We start from the raw sequence: 15,057 nt of genomic DNA, 5'->3' as shown, positions 1-15,057 counted from the left end.
CACCCGAGCGGGCTTTAGCTTAAAAAGTGTAGCGCAGGCCGACCTGGCCCATGGCGTTGATGAGCGTATCGAGATCGTCCGCCTTCGTGCTGTCGACGCCGACCGAAGCCGAAGCCTGCAAATTGCGCGTGACGAGGCGGTAATAGCTGGTGAAGGCGCCCAGATTCAGCACGTCCAGACGATTGCCGCTGGCGTCGAAATAATTGGCATAGACCGCCGTATCGAGGGCCGATTTGCTGTCGACCTTATAGGTCAGCGACGTCTGGCCATACCAGTTCTGGTCCTTGGTCCCGCGCACGAACACCGTTTCGCCCGAAGGCGTCACGAATTTGCGCTGCGAATAGCCAAGGCCGATGCCCAGGCCCCAAGGCCCGCGCTCCGCAGCGAACTGCGCCGCCACGCCGCGATAGCGGAAATTGACGCCCGTGACGCCCGCCAGGGCATCGTTGAAGCACTGCCCGCCCCCGGTCGAGGAGAAGGCGCAGCCGGTGAAATCGCCGGTGAAAGGGTTGCGCACGATATTGAGGTTGCTGCCCGACAAGGCCGCCACGTCGGAGGTGATGACCCGCCCGAAGCTGTCGATCCCATCGAACACGACCAGAGCGAAGGACTGGTTCCGTCCCTGCCAGATGAAGCTGCCCGACCAGGTCATGCCGCCATAGCGCTCGCCCACCCGCGCGGTCAGCGACGTGCGATGGCTCGGCCGCCACAGCACGCCGACATCCCAGATGATGTCGTCGAAATCATAAATGAGCTGGCGCGGCGAGCTTTCGTCGGTGACATAGCGGCCGCTGGAGGAAATCACCGGCACGCCATTGCCGTCGAGCAAGGGCGACCGCTGGCTGATCTTCATATCCTCATATCCGACGCCCCCGATCAGGGCGAGCGTCGGCGCCACCGGCAAAGTCGCGTCCAATCGCGCCCATTTGTCCTCGAACCGCTGGTCGAGCTGGCTTGCATCCTCCCGGCTGTATCCCGCGCTGGCGACAAGGCCCAGCGGCATCCACACGCCCGGCCCGACGCCCACCGAACCCATCAGATCATGCGTTGTGGAATCCGCGAATCCACTCCCCCGCGGCGCGCCGGGGAAGTCGACATTCACGTCATCCTCGACCCGCGCATAGCCCAGCCGATAGGAGGCGCTGATATCCAGATCGCCCAGCCGCGTCATATAGGACGGGCCGACATAGCCGGCATAGACCTGACTGCTATAGCCATCATTGCGCACCGAAGCGCCCGACAATCCGTCAGTCCGCACCCGCGTCGCAAGACCACCGGCATTGAGCGTCAGCCCCCGCGCCAGGCCATATTGGCCGCCAACGATGCCGCTGATGATATCCTGATCGCTCAGCTGATCGCCCCAGCCGAAGCTGTGCGCATATTGCAGGTCGGCGGAGGCCTCCAGACGGCGCGTCTGCACGCTGGCGGTCACGCCCGCGGTGACATTGGTGTAGGTCAGGACATCGCCACCCCCCTTGATCGGCGCGACCACGACCTGATCGATGCCAAGATAGGGCGTGACGTCGACCTTGCGCTGCTCGTCCCGCGCAACGGCGGGAGAGGCCAGAGCGACACCCGCTAAAACAAGGGCAATGCGAGAGATCATCAGCCCGCATTCCTCCCCGACTGACTTTGGGCATGATAGCTTCCAAAGCGCCGGCCACCCGTGGAAAAGCGCACGCCGTTGAGCAGCAGCTTCACCTGGCTTGCGCCTTTCAGCAGGCTCGCCGCGTCGCGCAGCGCGCTTTCCGTGGTCCGGTCGGCCCGCACCACCAGCAGCGCGACGGCGGCATGGCTCGCCAGCACCGCTGCGGGAGAGGCCGCCAGCAGAGGCGGCGAATCGAACAGGATGATGCGGTCGGGCCGTCCTTCGGTGAGGCGGTTCAGCAGCATCTCCGTCCGCGCCGACGCCAGATATTCGGTATCGTTATTGCTCCGCTGCCCCGCCGGAAGCACGGACAATGACGGAATATCCGTCCGCAACACGCAATCCTCTATGGCGATCGCCGGATCGGCCAGCGCATCCATCAGCCCCGGCCCGGTCGTCAGCCCCAAAGCCTCCGGAATCCCCGGCTTGCCGAAATCCGCGTCGACCAGCAGGATTTCCCGCTCCTTCTCCGCCGCGAGGCTGAGCGCCAGATTGATCGCGCAGAAGCTCTTGCCTTCGCCGCTCTGCGCCGAGCAGATCAGCACCCGATTGCCCCGCGCATTGCCCGCCAGCTCCGCCAGCAGATCGCGCTTCAGCAGTCGGAATTCCTCACTCATCGCGCTCACCGGGCCATCGGGCAGCAAATATCCCGCTTCGACCAGCGCGATCCGATCGATCGGCTGCACCGGCCCGGTCCAGTCCGGCGCGCGATGGCTTGTCTCAGGCACGTCCACAGCAACCGGCGCGGGCTGAACGATCTCCACCGCCGGTGACAGGGGCGGCTCATCCTCCGGCACTTCCACCGCAGGCGCAGCCCGGCCCCGCAAAGCCGCGCTGAAATCGTAAATCTCGGTCGCGCGCTCAATCAGTGAGCCGCCGGACAGGGACTTCATCTTGCTCATCATGCGTCCCCCTTCAGGCCAGCCCACGCTGGACAAATTCGATCACGATCAGCAGCAGACACAGCGCCGCCAGTCCGCCACTCGCGCCCGCAAACCATTTGAGCCTTTGCTTTTCCACCGCGACCTGCGCCGCGCTGACGGTCTGACCGATCGATCCGATCACCGACACGCCCAGCGCCTTCTCCAGCCGCGCCGCATTGGGGAAGCCGCCCTTGAGCTGCGCCATGGCAAAGGCCGTGCCCACGCCCGCGCCAAGCCCCAGTATCAACACGCCCAACAGCAGCAGTGGCCGGTTCGGTGCGGCCGGAGCCGTCGGCAGGTTGGGCGGATTGATGACCCGGAACTGGATCGAACCCGTCTCGCTTTTCACGTCGCCGCGCAGGCGGATTTCTTCGCGATCGGCCAACATCTTGTCATATTGGGTCTTGAGCACCTGATAATCGCGGTCGAGCCTTTCCTGCTCGGCCGCAAGCCCCGGCTCATCCGTCTGGCGGGAAGTCATGGCGTTGAGGTCAGCCTGCAACTGCGCCTTGCGCGCGGAAAGCCCCTGCACGGTCGCGGCGCGTTCGGCCTGCATCGACCGGATCGACAGATAGGCCGGATTGGGCGTGCCCCCACCGCCGCCGCTCCCCTGATGGCGCAGGAGATCGACCTGCCGCTGGGCGGCGATCACATCGGGATGGCTGCTGGTAAAGCCCCGCGCCCGCATGGAGGCAAGGTCCGCCTGCGCCTGCGAAAGTGCCGAAGGACCACCCGACAAACCCACGCCCGGCAGGACCTGGGGCGTCCCCGCCAACTGCCCGTTCATCGCCGCCAGAGCGCTCTGCGCCTGCACCAGCTGCGAATCGATATTGTTGATCTCGGAACGGGCCGCATCCATGCGCTGGCCGATCGATCCCGCGCCCGGCAGCATTCCGGCATAGCGCTGCTCGAACGCGACGCGGCGCTGCTCGGCGGCGGCCAGCTGCTTGCCCCGCTCGCCCAATTGCTGGTCGAGGAAGGCCAGGCTCTGCCTCGTCTCAACCTTGTCGGACGACAGGTTGGTTTCCTGGAAAATATCGACCAGTTTCTGCACGATCTGCTGCGAAATCCGCGCATTGGCGCCGTCGGACAGGCTGGAATCAGCCCATTTGGCGCTGATGTCGATCATGCTGGGGTCAAGCTGGGCCACGACGGTGATGCCCTCGCGCAGCCTGATGATCTTCGCCGCCATGTCGCGCGGACCGTTGACCGTCTGGCGGAGGTCGGTTTCCTTGATCACCCGCTCCAGATTTTCCGTGCCGGCCAATGTCTGGCGCACCCGGTCGAGGTCCTGTTGCGACTGGACCTGGGTGATGCCCACCTTGTCCTCCAGCATCGACTGGGTGTTCACATAGACCCGCGCCTTGGACTCGTAGCTGTTGGGGATCAGCGCCACGCCCAGCCAGCCCAACAGGCACACGCCCCAGGCAACGCCCAGCGCCAGCCAGCGCCGCGTCCAGATGCCGTGCAGGATGACCAGCAGTTCGTCGACCAGCGCCGCCATCTCAGAACATGCTTTCGGGAATGATGATGACGTCGCCGGGCGCCAGCATGACATTGGCCTTGCTGTCCCCGCGCTTCAGTAAATCGCCGATGCGCAGCTGATATTCCTGCTGCCTGGCCGTTTCGCGGTTGAAACGCACCAGCCGCGCCTTGTTCCCCGCGGCATATTCGCTGAGGCCGCCCACGGAGATCATCGCGTCCAGCAGCGTCATGTTCGCCCGGAAGGGGATGGAGGCTGGCTTTTCCGTCGCGCCGACGATCCGCACCTGCTGGCTGAACGTGCCGGAGAAATTGTTGACGATCACCGACACCAGCGGATTTTCGATATATTTGCCAAGCGCGACCTTCAGGTCATCCGCCAGTTGCCTGGGCGTCTTGCCCACGGCGGGCATGTCCGAAATCAGCGGCGTGGTGATGCGCCCGTCGGGCCGCACCTGAACCTTCGCGCCCAGATCGGGATTGCGCCAGACGAAAATGGTGAGGTCATCGAGCGGCCCGATCACATATTCCTCGCCCGGCCCCTCCTGCATCGAAACGAAGGAAGCAGGCGGCAGCTTCGGCGCGCTGCCCCCGCCGGACGCGCAGCCCGAAAGAATGACGGCAGGCAGGGATACGCCGATCAAAGCCCGGGAAACCGACAGGAAACGCATGGTCTTCACCTCTTGCTTGCGACCGCGCGCAAGGGGCCGCCAAAAAGACAAGGCGGACCGTCAAGCACGGGGCTTTGACCGTCTTCTTGCCCGCAAAGGGTAAAAATAGCGTTAGGAGTTAAGTTGTTGGCAAATCAGTCCATTGAACTCAGCCAAGCAAAAGTTCCAACGGAGCGGGATGCCCCAGAAAAGCAGCAGGGCTGGCCGATGCGCCATAAGCCCCCGCCAGGAAGATCGCGACCAGATCGCCCTCTTCCACCGGCGGCAGCGCGACCTTGTCGCCCAACCTGTCGATCGGGGTGCACAGGCAACCCACGACCGTCACGGCTTGCTCGGCGGCCGCTTCCCCGAAACGATTGGCGACGGCAATGGGATAGTTGCGGCGCACAACCGTGCCGAAATTGCCGCTGGCCGCAAGCTGATGATGCAGCCCGCCATCGACCACGACGAAGGTTTCGCCCTGACTCTTCTTCACATCGACCACGCGGGTCAGATAGACCCCCGCCTCACCGACCAGCCACCGGCCGAGTTCCATGGCGAACGCGCTGCCCTTGAGGATATCCTCCCGCCCATCGAGCAAGACGCCCAGCGCTTCCCCGATCGGCCGGATATCCAGCCGCTCATCGCCGGGGAAATAGGGAATCCCAAAGCCCCCGCCCAGATTGACCAGCGGCGGCGCCGCGCCGACCGCTTCGGACAGCCGCGTTGCCAGACCCATGGTCGCCGCCTGCGTCTCGATCAACGCCTCCGCGCCCAGGGCCTGACTCCCGGCGAAAATATGCCAGCCCCGCCACTCGGCCCCAGCCTCGATCACCCAGCGCGCCAGATCCGCGGCCCGCTCGGCATCGACGCCAAAAGGCTTGGCCCCGCCGCCCATGCGCATGCCCGACCCTTTCAGGTCGAAATCCGGGTTCACCCGCACCGCCAGCTTCGGCGCCTTGCCGCGCCGCTCACCCAAAGCGACAGCCCGCCGCGCCTCGCCCTCCGATTCCAGATTGATCGTTGCGCCATTGTCGATCGCGACGATCAGTTCATCATCCCGCTTCCCCGGCCCGGCAAAGCTGACATGCGCCGCATCCATTCCCGCTTCCAGCGCTCGCGCCAGTTCCCCGCCAGATGCCACGTCGAAACCATCGACCAATTGCGCCATCCGCTCCAGCAAAGGCGGATAAGGGTTCGCCTTCACCGCATAGTGGAGCGACAGCATGGACGGCATGGCGTCACGAAAGGCACGCGCCTGCCGCTCCACTATTCCCATGTCATAAACGAACAACGGCGTATCGCCCGCTTCATCGACCAGGCTTGCCGCGCCGCGGCCGCCGATCAGCAACATGCCTCCTTCGCCCGAGAAAAAGGGCGGGATCGGTCCCATCGGCTTCATGCCGCATACTCCTTCGCGAGTGCCACCCGATCGATCTTGCCATTGGGATTGCGGGGAAATTCCGAAAGCATGACGATCTCGCGCGGCTGCATGAAATTGGGCAACTCGGCCTTGAGCCGCGCCTCGACCACTGCGTTTAGCTCGGGGTCGGCCCCACGCAACAGCAACAGTACCGCCTGCCCCAGCCGCTCATCCCTGACGCCCAGCGCCACCGCCTCGGCCACGCCTTCGACCGCCACGGCGGCCTCCTCTATCTCTGTCGGGCTGATGCGGTTGCCCGCCGACTTGATCATCGCATCGTCGCGACCGACGAAATAAAGCAGCCCCTGCCCATCCCGTCGCACCGTATCGCCCGACCACACCGCCATGCCGCCATAGCGCGAGGCCGCAGGCGCAGGCCTGAACCGCTCGGCCGTGCGCGCTTCATCCCGCCAATAGCCCTGGGCCACCAGCGGCCCGCAATGCACCAGTTCCCCCGGCTCATCATCCTCGGTCACGCCGCCATCCGGCCGCACCACCAATATCTCCGCATGGGGAATGGCCGATCCCATGCTGTCGGGATGGCTGTCCACCAACGCCGGCGGCAGATAAGTCGAACGGAAAGCCTCTGTCAGCCCATACATGGGATAAAGGTCCGCCTTCGGAAACAGCGCCCGCAATTTCGCCACCAAAGGCCGGGTCAACGCGCCGCCGCTATTGGTCAGCCGTCGCAGCTTCCCCGCCACCTCCTCCGGCCAATCCAGCTCCGTCAGTTGCACCCAGAGCGGCGGCACTCCGGCCAGCGTCGTGATGTCCCGCCGGTCCACCGACTTCACCACGTCACGCGGCGTCAGATAGTCGAGCGGATAGACGCATCCCCCGGAAACCCAGGTGGAAAGCAGCTGATTCTGTCCATAATCAAAGCTGAAGGGCAACACGCAAAGCGTCCGGTCCTGCGCCGTCATCCCCAGATAATCCGCCACCGACACCGCGCCCAGCCACAGATTGGCATGGCTCAGCATCACCCCCTTGGGCCGTCCGGTCGAACCGCTGGTATAGAGGATCGCCGCCAGATCGCCCGGCGCGGCAGCCGAAGGCCCCAGCACCTCCCCTCCGCTCATCGCGCCCGCCGCATCATCCTCCCTATGCAGATGACATCCCTCGGGCACATCGCCCGCCCTTAAAGTCGCCAGCCGACTCGCGGTCCCGATCAACAGCGATGCCCCGCTATCGGCCAATATATGCGCCACCTGTGCATGCTTGAGCAGCGGATTGACCGGCACATGCACCAATCCCGCCCGCGGCGCGGCCAACGGCATCAACGCCGCCACGGGTCCCTTGGCGATCCAGCTCGCGACTCGCGCGCCGCGTTCCAGGCCAAAGCCCGCCAGCCAGGCCGCCAGCCTCCCCAGCGTCACCTCCAGTTCTTCATAGGTCTGCGTGCCGGATCGGCCATCGAGCGCAGGCCGCCCCGGATCACCGCGCAGCAACACATGATCGACAGGCCATATATCGACGCCATCGACCGTTATCCGCACCGGGGAATCGCTTAACTCCATCTCCAGACTTTGTTCCTAAATCGATGATGATGCCGGGGAGATAATGGTTTGCTGGTCGCAAGGGAATATCGCAGCGTGACAGAAGCGCGCCAGGCGCTTTCCGGCGCGCTCGGTCGCGCCTCCACGCCATCCCTGTTCGACCGCATCGACTGGTTCGAATCGCTCCACGATCATTGCTTCGCCAACACGCAAGCACGCATCTTCCAGGCGCTGGAGGGCAACCATCAGGCCTGGCTCTTCCTCCTGTCCTCCAGATCCGCACGGCTGAGCGCGCTCGCCAACTGGTACAGCTTCGACTGGACGCCGATCTTCCTCGGCCCGCCCGACCCCGCCGTCCGCCGGCGCCTGATCGAAGTCATTGCCCAGCATTTGCTGAAGGACAGCGCCCAGATCGACCTCTATCCGGTCACGGATGCATCCGGCCTCCTGCTTGACGCCTTCCGCCGCGCGGGCTGGTTCAGCGTGCGCCGACCAATGGGCGGACGCCACATATTGCATCTGGAAGGCCGCGGTTTCGAGGATTATTGGGCGGCAAGACACGGCCGCCTGCGCACGCTCATCGCACGCAAGAGCCGCGCCAGCCGCTTCACCCTCAGCATCACGGACCGGCTGACCGACGCGCTGTGGCACGATTATGCCACGGTCCACAGTCGCAGCTGGAAACGGCCCGAAACCGGCCTCGATTTCCTCCGCGCCCTCGCCGAACGGGAAAGCGCCGCCGGAACGCTGCGCCTGGGCTTTGCCCGGCTGGAAGATCAACCCGTGGCGACCCAGCTCTGGACCGTCGAGAACGGCACCGCGCTGATCCACAAGCTGGCGCATGACCAAAGCTTTGACGGAGCCTCGCCCGGCAGCCTGCTCAGCCACGCCATGTTTGCCCATGCCATCGACCGCGATCACGTCGCGACGATCGATTATGGCACGGGCGACAACGGCTACAAAACCGAATGGATGGAAGAACGCAGGACGCTCTACCGGCTCGACTTCTTCAATCCCCGCCGGGCCTCCATCTGGCTCCCGGCGGCCCGCACAGCCATTTCCGCGCTTGTAGGTTAGCAGCGGAACGATTAGGTAAGCGCCCATTATGCGGGCGGACAATACTCAACCGGTCGACCGGACAATGGATATCGAAACACTTATGCGCGCCTTGCTGCGCGACGTGCTGGCCTTGTCCCAGGATCGGGTCGATGCTTTTGAAGCGGATTCGCCGCTTTTCGGGGCGCTGCCCGAACTCGATTCCATGGCCGTCGCAGGCCTGCTCACCGAAATGGAAGATCGCTTCGGCATATTGATCGAAGATGACGATATCGACGGCGATACGTTCGAAACCTTCGGCACGCTCGTCGCCTTCGCCCGGACGAAGATCGAGGGCTGACGGGCCAGAAGGGACTGAACCGCTAAAGTCCCCAACCGGCCAAAACCCGCCTTACTCCGCCGCCACCGCTTCGAAATCGGCTTCGGCCAGGAACTTCTCCACATCCAGCGCCGCCATGCAGCCCATGCCGGCCGCGGTCACCGCCTGACGATAGATTTTGTCGCTGACGTCGCCCGCGGCGAACACGCCCGGAACGGCAGTTCTGGTGGTGCCCTTCTCGACCAGCAGATAGCCTTCATCCATCGGCAATTTGTCGACGAACAGCTCGGTCGCGGGCTGATGACCGATCGCCACGAAAGCGCCATCCGTCTCGATATGCGATTTGTGGCCTGTCACCGTGTCGATCAGGTCGACGCCCACCAACCCTTCCGGATTGCCGCCACCGACGAAACGCTCGACCGCCTGATTCCACAGTATCTTGATATTCGGATGCGCGAACAGGCGCTGCTGCAATATCTTCTCCGCCCGCAACGAATCGCGCCGGTGGATCAGCGTGACGTCATGGCTGTGATTGGTGAGGTACAGCGCTTCCTCGACCGCGGTATTGCCGCCGCCGATCACCACCACCTTCTTGCCGCGATAGAAAAAACCGTCGCAGGTCGCGCAGGCGGAAACACCCTTGCCCTGCAACAGTTGCTCACCCTCGGCGCCCAGCCACTTGGCCTGCGCGCCCGTGGCGATCACCAGACTGTCGGCATAATAAAGCGTGCCACTATCCCCCTTCAACCGGAAGGGCCGATCGGAAAGATCGACGTCGACAATCTGGTCGTACATCATCCGCGCGCCGACATGCTCGGCCTGCGCCTGCATCTGCTCCATCAGCCACGGCCCCTGAATCACATCGCGGAAGCCGGGATAATTCTCCACATCGGTGGTGATGGTCAGCTGCCCGCCCGGCTGCATGCCCTGCACCACGATCGGCGCCAGACCCGCGCGCGCGCCGTAAATGGCGGCGGACAGACCGGCAGGACCGGAACCCAGGATCAGCATGCGGGTCGAATGGGTGGCAGTCATGAAATTCTTTCCAGCTACGATTCGTCTGTCGCGATGAGATAGGCCACCATGGCAGACACGCAAGCCATGGATTTGCTTGGAGGGTGCGAAGCTGGAATTCAATCGATCACGTTGGGCAGGTCCTCAAACCCCTTGCGGAGCGCCGCCGACCAGCTGTGGGAAAGCAGCTGGAACTCCTCATTGTCCGCCTCGATCCGCGTCCGCACGCGAAAGTCGAAATCGTCCCGCTCGATCACCGTCAGATCCAGCGGCATCCCCACCGACAGGTTGGACCGCAAGGTCGAATCCATCGACACCAGCACGGCCTTGGTCGCATCCTCCAGACTGGTGTCGCGCTTGATGATGCGATCCAGGATCGGCTTGCCATATTTATGCTCGCCGATCTGGAAGAAGGGCGTGTCCTCGGTCGCCTCTATGAAATTGCCCGCCGAATAGATGAGGTACAGCCGCGGCTTGCCCCCCTTGCGCTGCCCCGCGATCAGGATCGAAGCATCGGCGCCCGAGCCCTGCATCTCGATCGTGGTGCGATAGCGCCCCTGCATGGCGCACATCGCTTCGCCCACGATCTGCGCGACGCGATGCATGGTCGGACAGTTCAGGATCGTCTCCACATCGGGATCGAGCGTCGAATCCTTGATCGCCCGGCCCAGCATCGCCTTCACCCCCTGGGTGATCGACAGGTTGCCCGAACACATCATGGTGATGGCCCGCTCGCCCGGCACGCTATAGGTGAAGCTCTTCCGGAAGCGGGCGATATTATCCATCCCCGCATTGGTGCGGGTGTCGGACAGCATGACCAGTCCCTGGTCGACGCGCACCGCGACGCAATAAGTCATCGCCCGAAGGCCCTCTTCTGTTCAGCCCTGCGTGGTGGATCGCTGCGCGCTTTGTTGTTGCTGCCGTTGCAGCTGCCGCTCTTCCACCCCGTCCTCCGCCTGCGCGATCCGGACGTCCGCGTCAATCCAGATATCGCCCGCGACCGTGACCGAACCCCTGATCGGCGCAGCGTCATCCGCATCCAGCCCACAGGCGATCCGCAGATAACGCTCCGTCACGCACACCCGGTTGGAGGGGTCAAATCCCACCCAGCCCAGTTCCGGCACCAACGCCTCGGCCCAGCCATGGGTTTCGTGCAGCACATCGCCTTCGTCCGTGAGCAGATAGCCCGTCACATAGCGCGCCGGCATGCCCAGGGTCCGCGTCCCGGCGATGAAGATCTGCGCATGGTCCTGGCACACCCCCGCCCCCATCGCAAAGGCCTCCGCCGCCGTGGTGGTGGAGGTCGTGGCGCCGCTGCGATAGTCCACCGCATCCCGCACCGCCGCCGACAGCGCATGGAGCCGCGCCAGCGTCCCCTGCCCATCGGGCAGGCCAAGCGCCATGTCCCGGATCGCGTCCGACGCCTTGGTCAGCGGCGTCTCCCGCAGGAAATAGCGCGGGTCCACGGCATTGCGGGGCCGGCCCAGCACGCCATGGCTCTCCTGCGTCTCGACCAGTCCTTCCGCGATGATGACGGCATTGTCCAGTTGGTCATGCCTGATCCAGATCGCTTCCATTTCCCCGAAGCTGTTGGGACGAAAGCCCGTCAGTACCTCATCATTCACGCTGACCTGCCAGTCCAGCACCGTCTGGCTGGGCGTATCGACGGGCATCAGCTTCAGCCGCATCGCCACCCGCCCGGCCGACGCCTGATAGCGGTAGATCGTCTGATGACGGACCAGCAGCTTCATCGCGCCTCCCCCTCAGCCGAAATGATAGGCCTGGGCGATTTCCGCCCCCAGCCGATTGGTCATCTTGAGGCCGTTCAGCACCGTCTCATGCAGGCCCACCCGGAAAATCTCGCCACTGTCGAGCTTCTCCAGGTCAGCCACCATCTCCCGCACGGTATCATGACAGGCCGCGCGCGCGTCATGCCATCCCGCCAGCCGGTTGAGCCGATAGGCAAGCTGGTCGTAACAATAGGCGATGCTGCGCGGAAACAGCCGGTTCAGCACCAGGAAATCGGTGATCTGCCAGGGCGTATAAGTCCCGCCATAGACATGGTGAAAGGCCCGCGCGCCCGACAGCGCGTAAAGCACCGACGTCCACTGATAATGATCGCGATTGCCGCCCACCACCTCCGTCTCCGGCAGCAGCACATAATATTTGACGTCCAACAGCCGCAACGTCATCTGCGCCCGCTCCAGCGCCGATCCGGTGCGCAGGAAATCATGCCCCTCATTGCGCAACTGCCCCGAATGGGCCGCGCCGCGAAAGGTCATCACCCGCGTCTTCACCCAATCGATCAGCACCGGAAGCTGCTGCCGCGCCTCCCCCACGTCATAGCTGTCGAGCTTGCGCCAGCCCTCGTTCAGCGCTTCCCACATGTCCTGCGTCAACATGGTGCGCGCCGACTTGGCATTGGCCCGCGCCTTCAACAGACAGGAGCGGATGGAGGAGGGATTGTCGAGGTCCAGCATCAGGAAAGCGATCGCATCGCTCTCCGTCACCTGCCCCCCTTCGGGAAAATGGTTGAGCGCCCCGGTCGCCCGCACCACCGATCGCCACTCATCGCGATGATGCGCGCCCGGCAGGATCGCCATGCGCTGCCCCATGGTCAGCAGCCGGGCGGTGGCTTCGGCCCGCTCCATATAGCGGGCCATCCAGAAGAGATTTTCCGCAGTCCGGCTCAGCATGCGGGAAGCTCCCGGTCAAACGCCAACATGGGTGTGCGGAGATTTGCCTCAGGGGGAGGCGAAAATGGTGCTGTTCGAGAACCGGCGCGCAGCGTGCTTAAAGCACGTGAGCACCGGAAGCGCAGAATAGTGCCATTTGCAGCCCGCCCTGGGGCAAATCTCCGCACACCCATCATCAATCCTGCAAAACCCATGTATCCTTCACCCCACCCCCCTGGCTGGAGTTCACCACCAGCGACCCTTCGGTCAGCGCCACGCGGGTCAACCCGCCGGGCACCAGCCTGATCTGCTTGCCCACCAGGCAATAGGGCCGGAAATCCGCATGACGCCCCACCACCGCCGCCGGCCCCAGCGTCGGCACGGTCGACAGGTCCAACGTCGGCTGGGCGATGAATTCCCCGGGATTGGCCCTGATCCGCTCGGCATAGGCCGCAACCTCGGCCTTGGTCGACTTGGGCCCGATCAACATGCCGTAACCGCCCGATCCATGGACTTCCTTCGCCACCAGATCGTGCAGATTTTCCAGCACATAGGCGCATTCATCGGGCTTGCCGCATTGCCAGGTCTGGATATTGTCCAGGATCGGCTGCTCCCCCAGATAGAAGCGGATCATCTCCGGCACATAGATATAGACGGCCTTATCGTCCGCGATTCCCGCGCCCGGCGCCGACGCCAGCGTCACCCCGCCATTGCGATAGACGTTGAAGATGCCCGGCACGCCCAGCAGGCTGTCCGGACGGAACACCAGCGGATCGATATATTCATCATCGATGCGGCGATAGATGACGTCCACCGCCTTGGGCCCCAGCGTGGTCTTCATCCACACCCGGTCGTTGTCGACGAACAGGTCCGCCGGCTCCACCAGCTCCACCCCCATCAGATCGGCCAGGAAACTATGCTCATAATAAGCGCTGTTGAGCGATCCCGGCGTCAGCACCACCACCACCGGATCGCCCTTGCAGGCAGGTGGCGCGACTTCCTTCAGGCTTTTCAGCAATGCCGCCGGATAGTCATCCACCGGCGCCACCATCCCCTGCGCGAACAGCTCGGGGAACATCCGCGTCATGATCTCGCGATTTTCGAGCATGTAGGACACGCCGGAGGGGGTGCGGCAATTATCCTCCAGCACCTCGAACCGGGTCGGCCCGGTACGGACAATGTCGATGCCGACGATATGGCTGTAAACCTTCCCCGGCGGCGTGAAGTCCGCCATTTCCGCCAGATAGGCGCTATTCCGGTAGATGATGTCGGCAGGCATGATCCCCGCCTTCACGATCTCGCCGCGATGATAGACGTCGTGCAGAAAGGCATTCAACGCCCGCGCCCGCTGCCTTATGCCCTTGTCCAGCACCCGCCATTCCTGGCCGGTGAAGACACGCGGCAACAGATCGAAGGGGATCAGCCGTTCCGGATCGCCCCCCTCGCCATAGACGGCGAAAGTGATGCCAATGCGCCGGAAAATCGCCTCCGCCTCATCCATTCGACGATTGAGCCCGGCAATGCCCGTTCGCTCCACCCAATTCTGCACTTCCGCATAGCAGGGGCGTATCGAACCATCAGGCTCAAACATTTCGTGGAAGGGCAAAGCGTCGATCCTCCCTTCGGGGGCAACCCCCGGTTGTGCATTGCAACATTAGTGCAACAGGAAGGAACGAATGCAAGCGGAAAATCCGCCGCTACCGATCAGACAGGCTGTAAAGGTGGTAGCGGAGGTGCGAGTTCATCAAGCTCCCTGACGCGGCGATTGCCGTTCCGATTGAGGGCAACCGGGTGAACGCTTGTGCCCTTCGCGTCCCGTCATAAAGTGGCCCACTCAATGGAACTGCGAGAGATTCGATGACTCTTGAAATTGCCAAAACGCTGCAAGGGAACGGTGCTGCCCACTCACTCGCTGCGCTGGTTTTGTTCAATGCGTCGCGCGACTACGGCAGAGACATTGGTGAGGCCGAAGAAAATATCGAGGTTTTCGCATTCAACGGTCCATGCTCGCTCTCGGTGCATTACCTGATCGGGCTCGGCTTAGAGCTTATGCTGAAATCCGCATATGTCGCTTGTGGCGGTGACGGCGATGACAAGCATCTGACCAGAGCAATCGGACATGATCTAACCGTGGCATTGCAGATGGCCGAACGTCAGGGCTTCCAAAGTCCATCCGATCATCTTCCGGAATTGGTTGCCTACATGAACGAGCCTTATAAGGGGCATTTTCTTCGATATAAGCGGCCTGATAGAATGAACCTTCCCGCCGATATGGAGCAAGTTGCGGCGGTGTTCGAGGCGCTTCGGAACGAAACTGCTAGGCTCAGGACTCACAGATCAAAGCCAGAATATGACGGTGGCAGCGAGGGCG

Annotated in this window: 14 protein-coding genes; 3 read left to right on the top strand and 11 right to left on the bottom strand. The window is 63.5% G+C overall.

From position 1 onward, the window contains the following. Positions 1–19: 19 nt before the first annotated feature. The 6 genes from RUH75_RS15790 to RUH75_RS15765 form a co-directional block, all read right to left on the bottom strand. Positions 20–1,606 (bottom strand): hypothetical protein, encoded by a 1,587-nt coding sequence (locus RUH75_RS15790; protein WP_313807700.1) that lies wholly within the window; start codon positions 1,604–1,606, stop codon positions 20–22. Then, the gene (locus tag RUH75_RS15785) at positions 1,606–2,550 is read right to left on the bottom strand and encodes an AAA family ATPase (protein ID WP_313807698.1); all 945 of its coding nucleotides are present in this window, start codon (positions 2,548–2,550) and stop codon (positions 1,606–1,608) included. The genes RUH75_RS15790 and RUH75_RS15785 overlap by 1 nt, the downstream gene beginning before the upstream one ends. Before the next feature lie 13 nt (positions 2,551–2,563). Further along, positions 2,564–4,075, bottom strand: coding sequence for an XrtA system polysaccharide chain length determinant (locus RUH75_RS15780; RefSeq protein ID WP_313807696.1), 1,512 nt, complete (start codon positions 4,073–4,075; stop codon positions 2,564–2,566). A 1-nt stretch (position 4,076) separates the two neighbouring features. Further along, positions 4,077–4,724, bottom strand: coding sequence for an XrtA/PEP-CTERM system exopolysaccharide export protein (locus RUH75_RS15775; protein ID WP_313807739.1), 648 nt, complete (start codon positions 4,722–4,724; stop codon positions 4,077–4,079). Positions 4,725–4,872: 148 nt separating this feature from the next. Beyond that, positions 4,873–6,105, bottom strand: coding sequence for a pyridoxal-dependent decarboxylase, exosortase A system-associated (locus tag RUH75_RS15770; RefSeq protein WP_313807694.1), 1,233 nt, complete (start codon positions 6,103–6,105; stop codon positions 4,873–4,875). After that, positions 6,102–7,643, bottom strand: coding sequence for an acyl-CoA ligase (AMP-forming), exosortase A system-associated (locus RUH75_RS15765; protein ID WP_313807692.1), 1,542 nt, complete (start codon positions 7,641–7,643; stop codon positions 6,102–6,104). The genes RUH75_RS15770 and RUH75_RS15765 overlap by 4 nt, the downstream gene beginning before the upstream one ends. Before the next feature lie 48 nt (positions 7,644–7,691). Here RUH75_RS15765 and RUH75_RS15760 point away from each other — a divergent pair, with 48 nt between their 5' ends. Together RUH75_RS15760 and RUH75_RS15755 are read left to right on the top strand one after the other, a co-directional pair. Further along, positions 7,692–8,699, top strand: coding sequence for a GNAT family N-acetyltransferase (locus RUH75_RS15760; RefSeq protein WP_313807690.1), 1,008 nt, complete (start codon positions 7,692–7,694; stop codon positions 8,697–8,699). A gap of 28 nt (positions 8,700–8,727) precedes the next feature. Next, positions 8,728–9,018, top strand: a complete 291-nt coding sequence (locus tag RUH75_RS15755) for an acyl carrier protein (RefSeq protein WP_313807688.1) — start codon at positions 8,728–8,730, stop codon at positions 9,016–9,018. Positions 9,019–9,069: 51 nt separating this feature from the next. Here the strand turns inward: RUH75_RS15755 and trxB are convergent, their stop codons facing one another. The 5 genes from trxB to RUH75_RS15730 form a co-directional block, all read right to left on the bottom strand. Further along, positions 9,070–10,032, bottom strand: a complete 963-nt coding sequence (trxB, locus tag RUH75_RS15750) for a thioredoxin-disulfide reductase (protein WP_313807686.1) — start codon at positions 10,030–10,032, stop codon at positions 9,070–9,072. Between the two features lie 98 nt (positions 10,033–10,130). Continuing rightward, the gene (locus tag RUH75_RS15745) at positions 10,131–10,868 is read right to left on the bottom strand and encodes a peptidase (protein ID WP_313807684.1); all 738 of its coding nucleotides are present in this window, start codon (positions 10,866–10,868) and stop codon (positions 10,131–10,133) included. 21 nt (positions 10,869–10,889) lie between these two features. Then, entirely contained in the window at positions 10,890–11,762 is an 873-nt protein-coding gene (locus tag RUH75_RS15740; RefSeq protein ID WP_313807682.1) for a transglutaminase family protein, read from the bottom strand. Positions 11,763–11,774: 12 nt separating this feature from the next. Further along, positions 11,775–12,707, bottom strand: a complete 933-nt coding sequence (locus tag RUH75_RS15735) for an alpha-E domain-containing protein (protein WP_313807680.1) — start codon at positions 12,705–12,707, stop codon at positions 11,775–11,777. A 175-nt stretch (positions 12,708–12,882) separates the two neighbouring features. Then, positions 12,883–14,292 carry a circularly permuted type 2 ATP-grasp protein gene (locus RUH75_RS15730; protein WP_313807678.1) on the bottom strand — a complete coding sequence of 470 codons (1,410 nt, stop codon included), beginning with the start codon at positions 14,290–14,292 and terminating at the stop codon, positions 12,883–12,885. Between the two features lie 251 nt (positions 14,293–14,543). On the opposite strand from RUH75_RS15730, the gene RUH75_RS15725 reads away from it, so the two are divergent. Beyond that, positions 14,544–15,057, top strand: a 514-nt coding sequence (locus RUH75_RS15725) for a hypothetical protein (protein ID WP_313807676.1), incomplete at its 3' end; no start/stop codon positions are given.

The sequence above is a fragment of the Sphingobium sp. genome (assembly GCF_032153725.1).
Lineage (GTDB): Bacteria > Pseudomonadota > Alphaproteobacteria > Sphingomonadales > Sphingomonadaceae > Sphingobium.
This window is presented reverse-complemented; position numbering and strand designations above follow the sequence as displayed.

Bases quoted from the DNA above. Each gene is read 5' to 3' on its own strand.
- RUH75_RS15745 (WP_313807684.1), bottom strand. From the start codon at position 10,868: ATGACTTATTGCGTCGCGGTGCGCGTCGACCAGGGACTGGTCATGCTG.
- RUH75_RS15765 (WP_313807692.1), bottom strand. From the start codon at position 7,643: ATGGAGTTAAGCGATTCCCCGGTGCGGATAACGGTCGATGGCGTCGAT.
- RUH75_RS15790 (WP_313807700.1), bottom strand. From the start codon at position 1,606: ATGATCTCTCGCATTGCCCTTGTTTTAGCGGGTGTCGCTCTGGCCTCT.
- RUH75_RS15735 (WP_313807680.1), bottom strand. From the start codon at position 12,707: ATGCTGAGCCGGACTGCGGAAAATCTCTTCTGGATGGCCCGCTATATG.
- RUH75_RS15785 (WP_313807698.1), bottom strand. From the start codon at position 2,550: ATGAGCAAGATGAAGTCCCTGTCCGGCGGCTCACTGATTGAGCGCGCG.
- RUH75_RS15755 (WP_313807688.1), top strand. From the start codon at position 8,728: ATGCGGGCGGACAATACTCAACCGGTCGACCGGACAATGGATATCGAA.
- RUH75_RS15740 (WP_313807682.1), bottom strand. From the start codon at position 11,762: ATGAAGCTGCTGGTCCGTCATCAGACGATCTACCGCTATCAGGCGTCG.
- RUH75_RS15770 (WP_313807694.1), bottom strand. From the start codon at position 6,105: ATGAAGCCGATGGGACCGATCCCGCCCTTTTTCTCGGGCGAAGGAGGC.
- RUH75_RS15780 (WP_313807696.1), bottom strand. From the start codon at position 4,075: ATGGCGGCGCTGGTCGACGAACTGCTGGTCATCCTGCACGGCATCTGG.
- trxB (WP_313807686.1), bottom strand. From the start codon at position 10,032: ATGACTGCCACCCATTCGACCCGCATGCTGATCCTGGGTTCCGGTCCT.
- RUH75_RS15775 (WP_313807739.1), bottom strand. From the start codon at position 4,724: ATGCGTTTCCTGTCGGTTTCCCGGGCTTTGATCGGCGTATCCCTGCCT.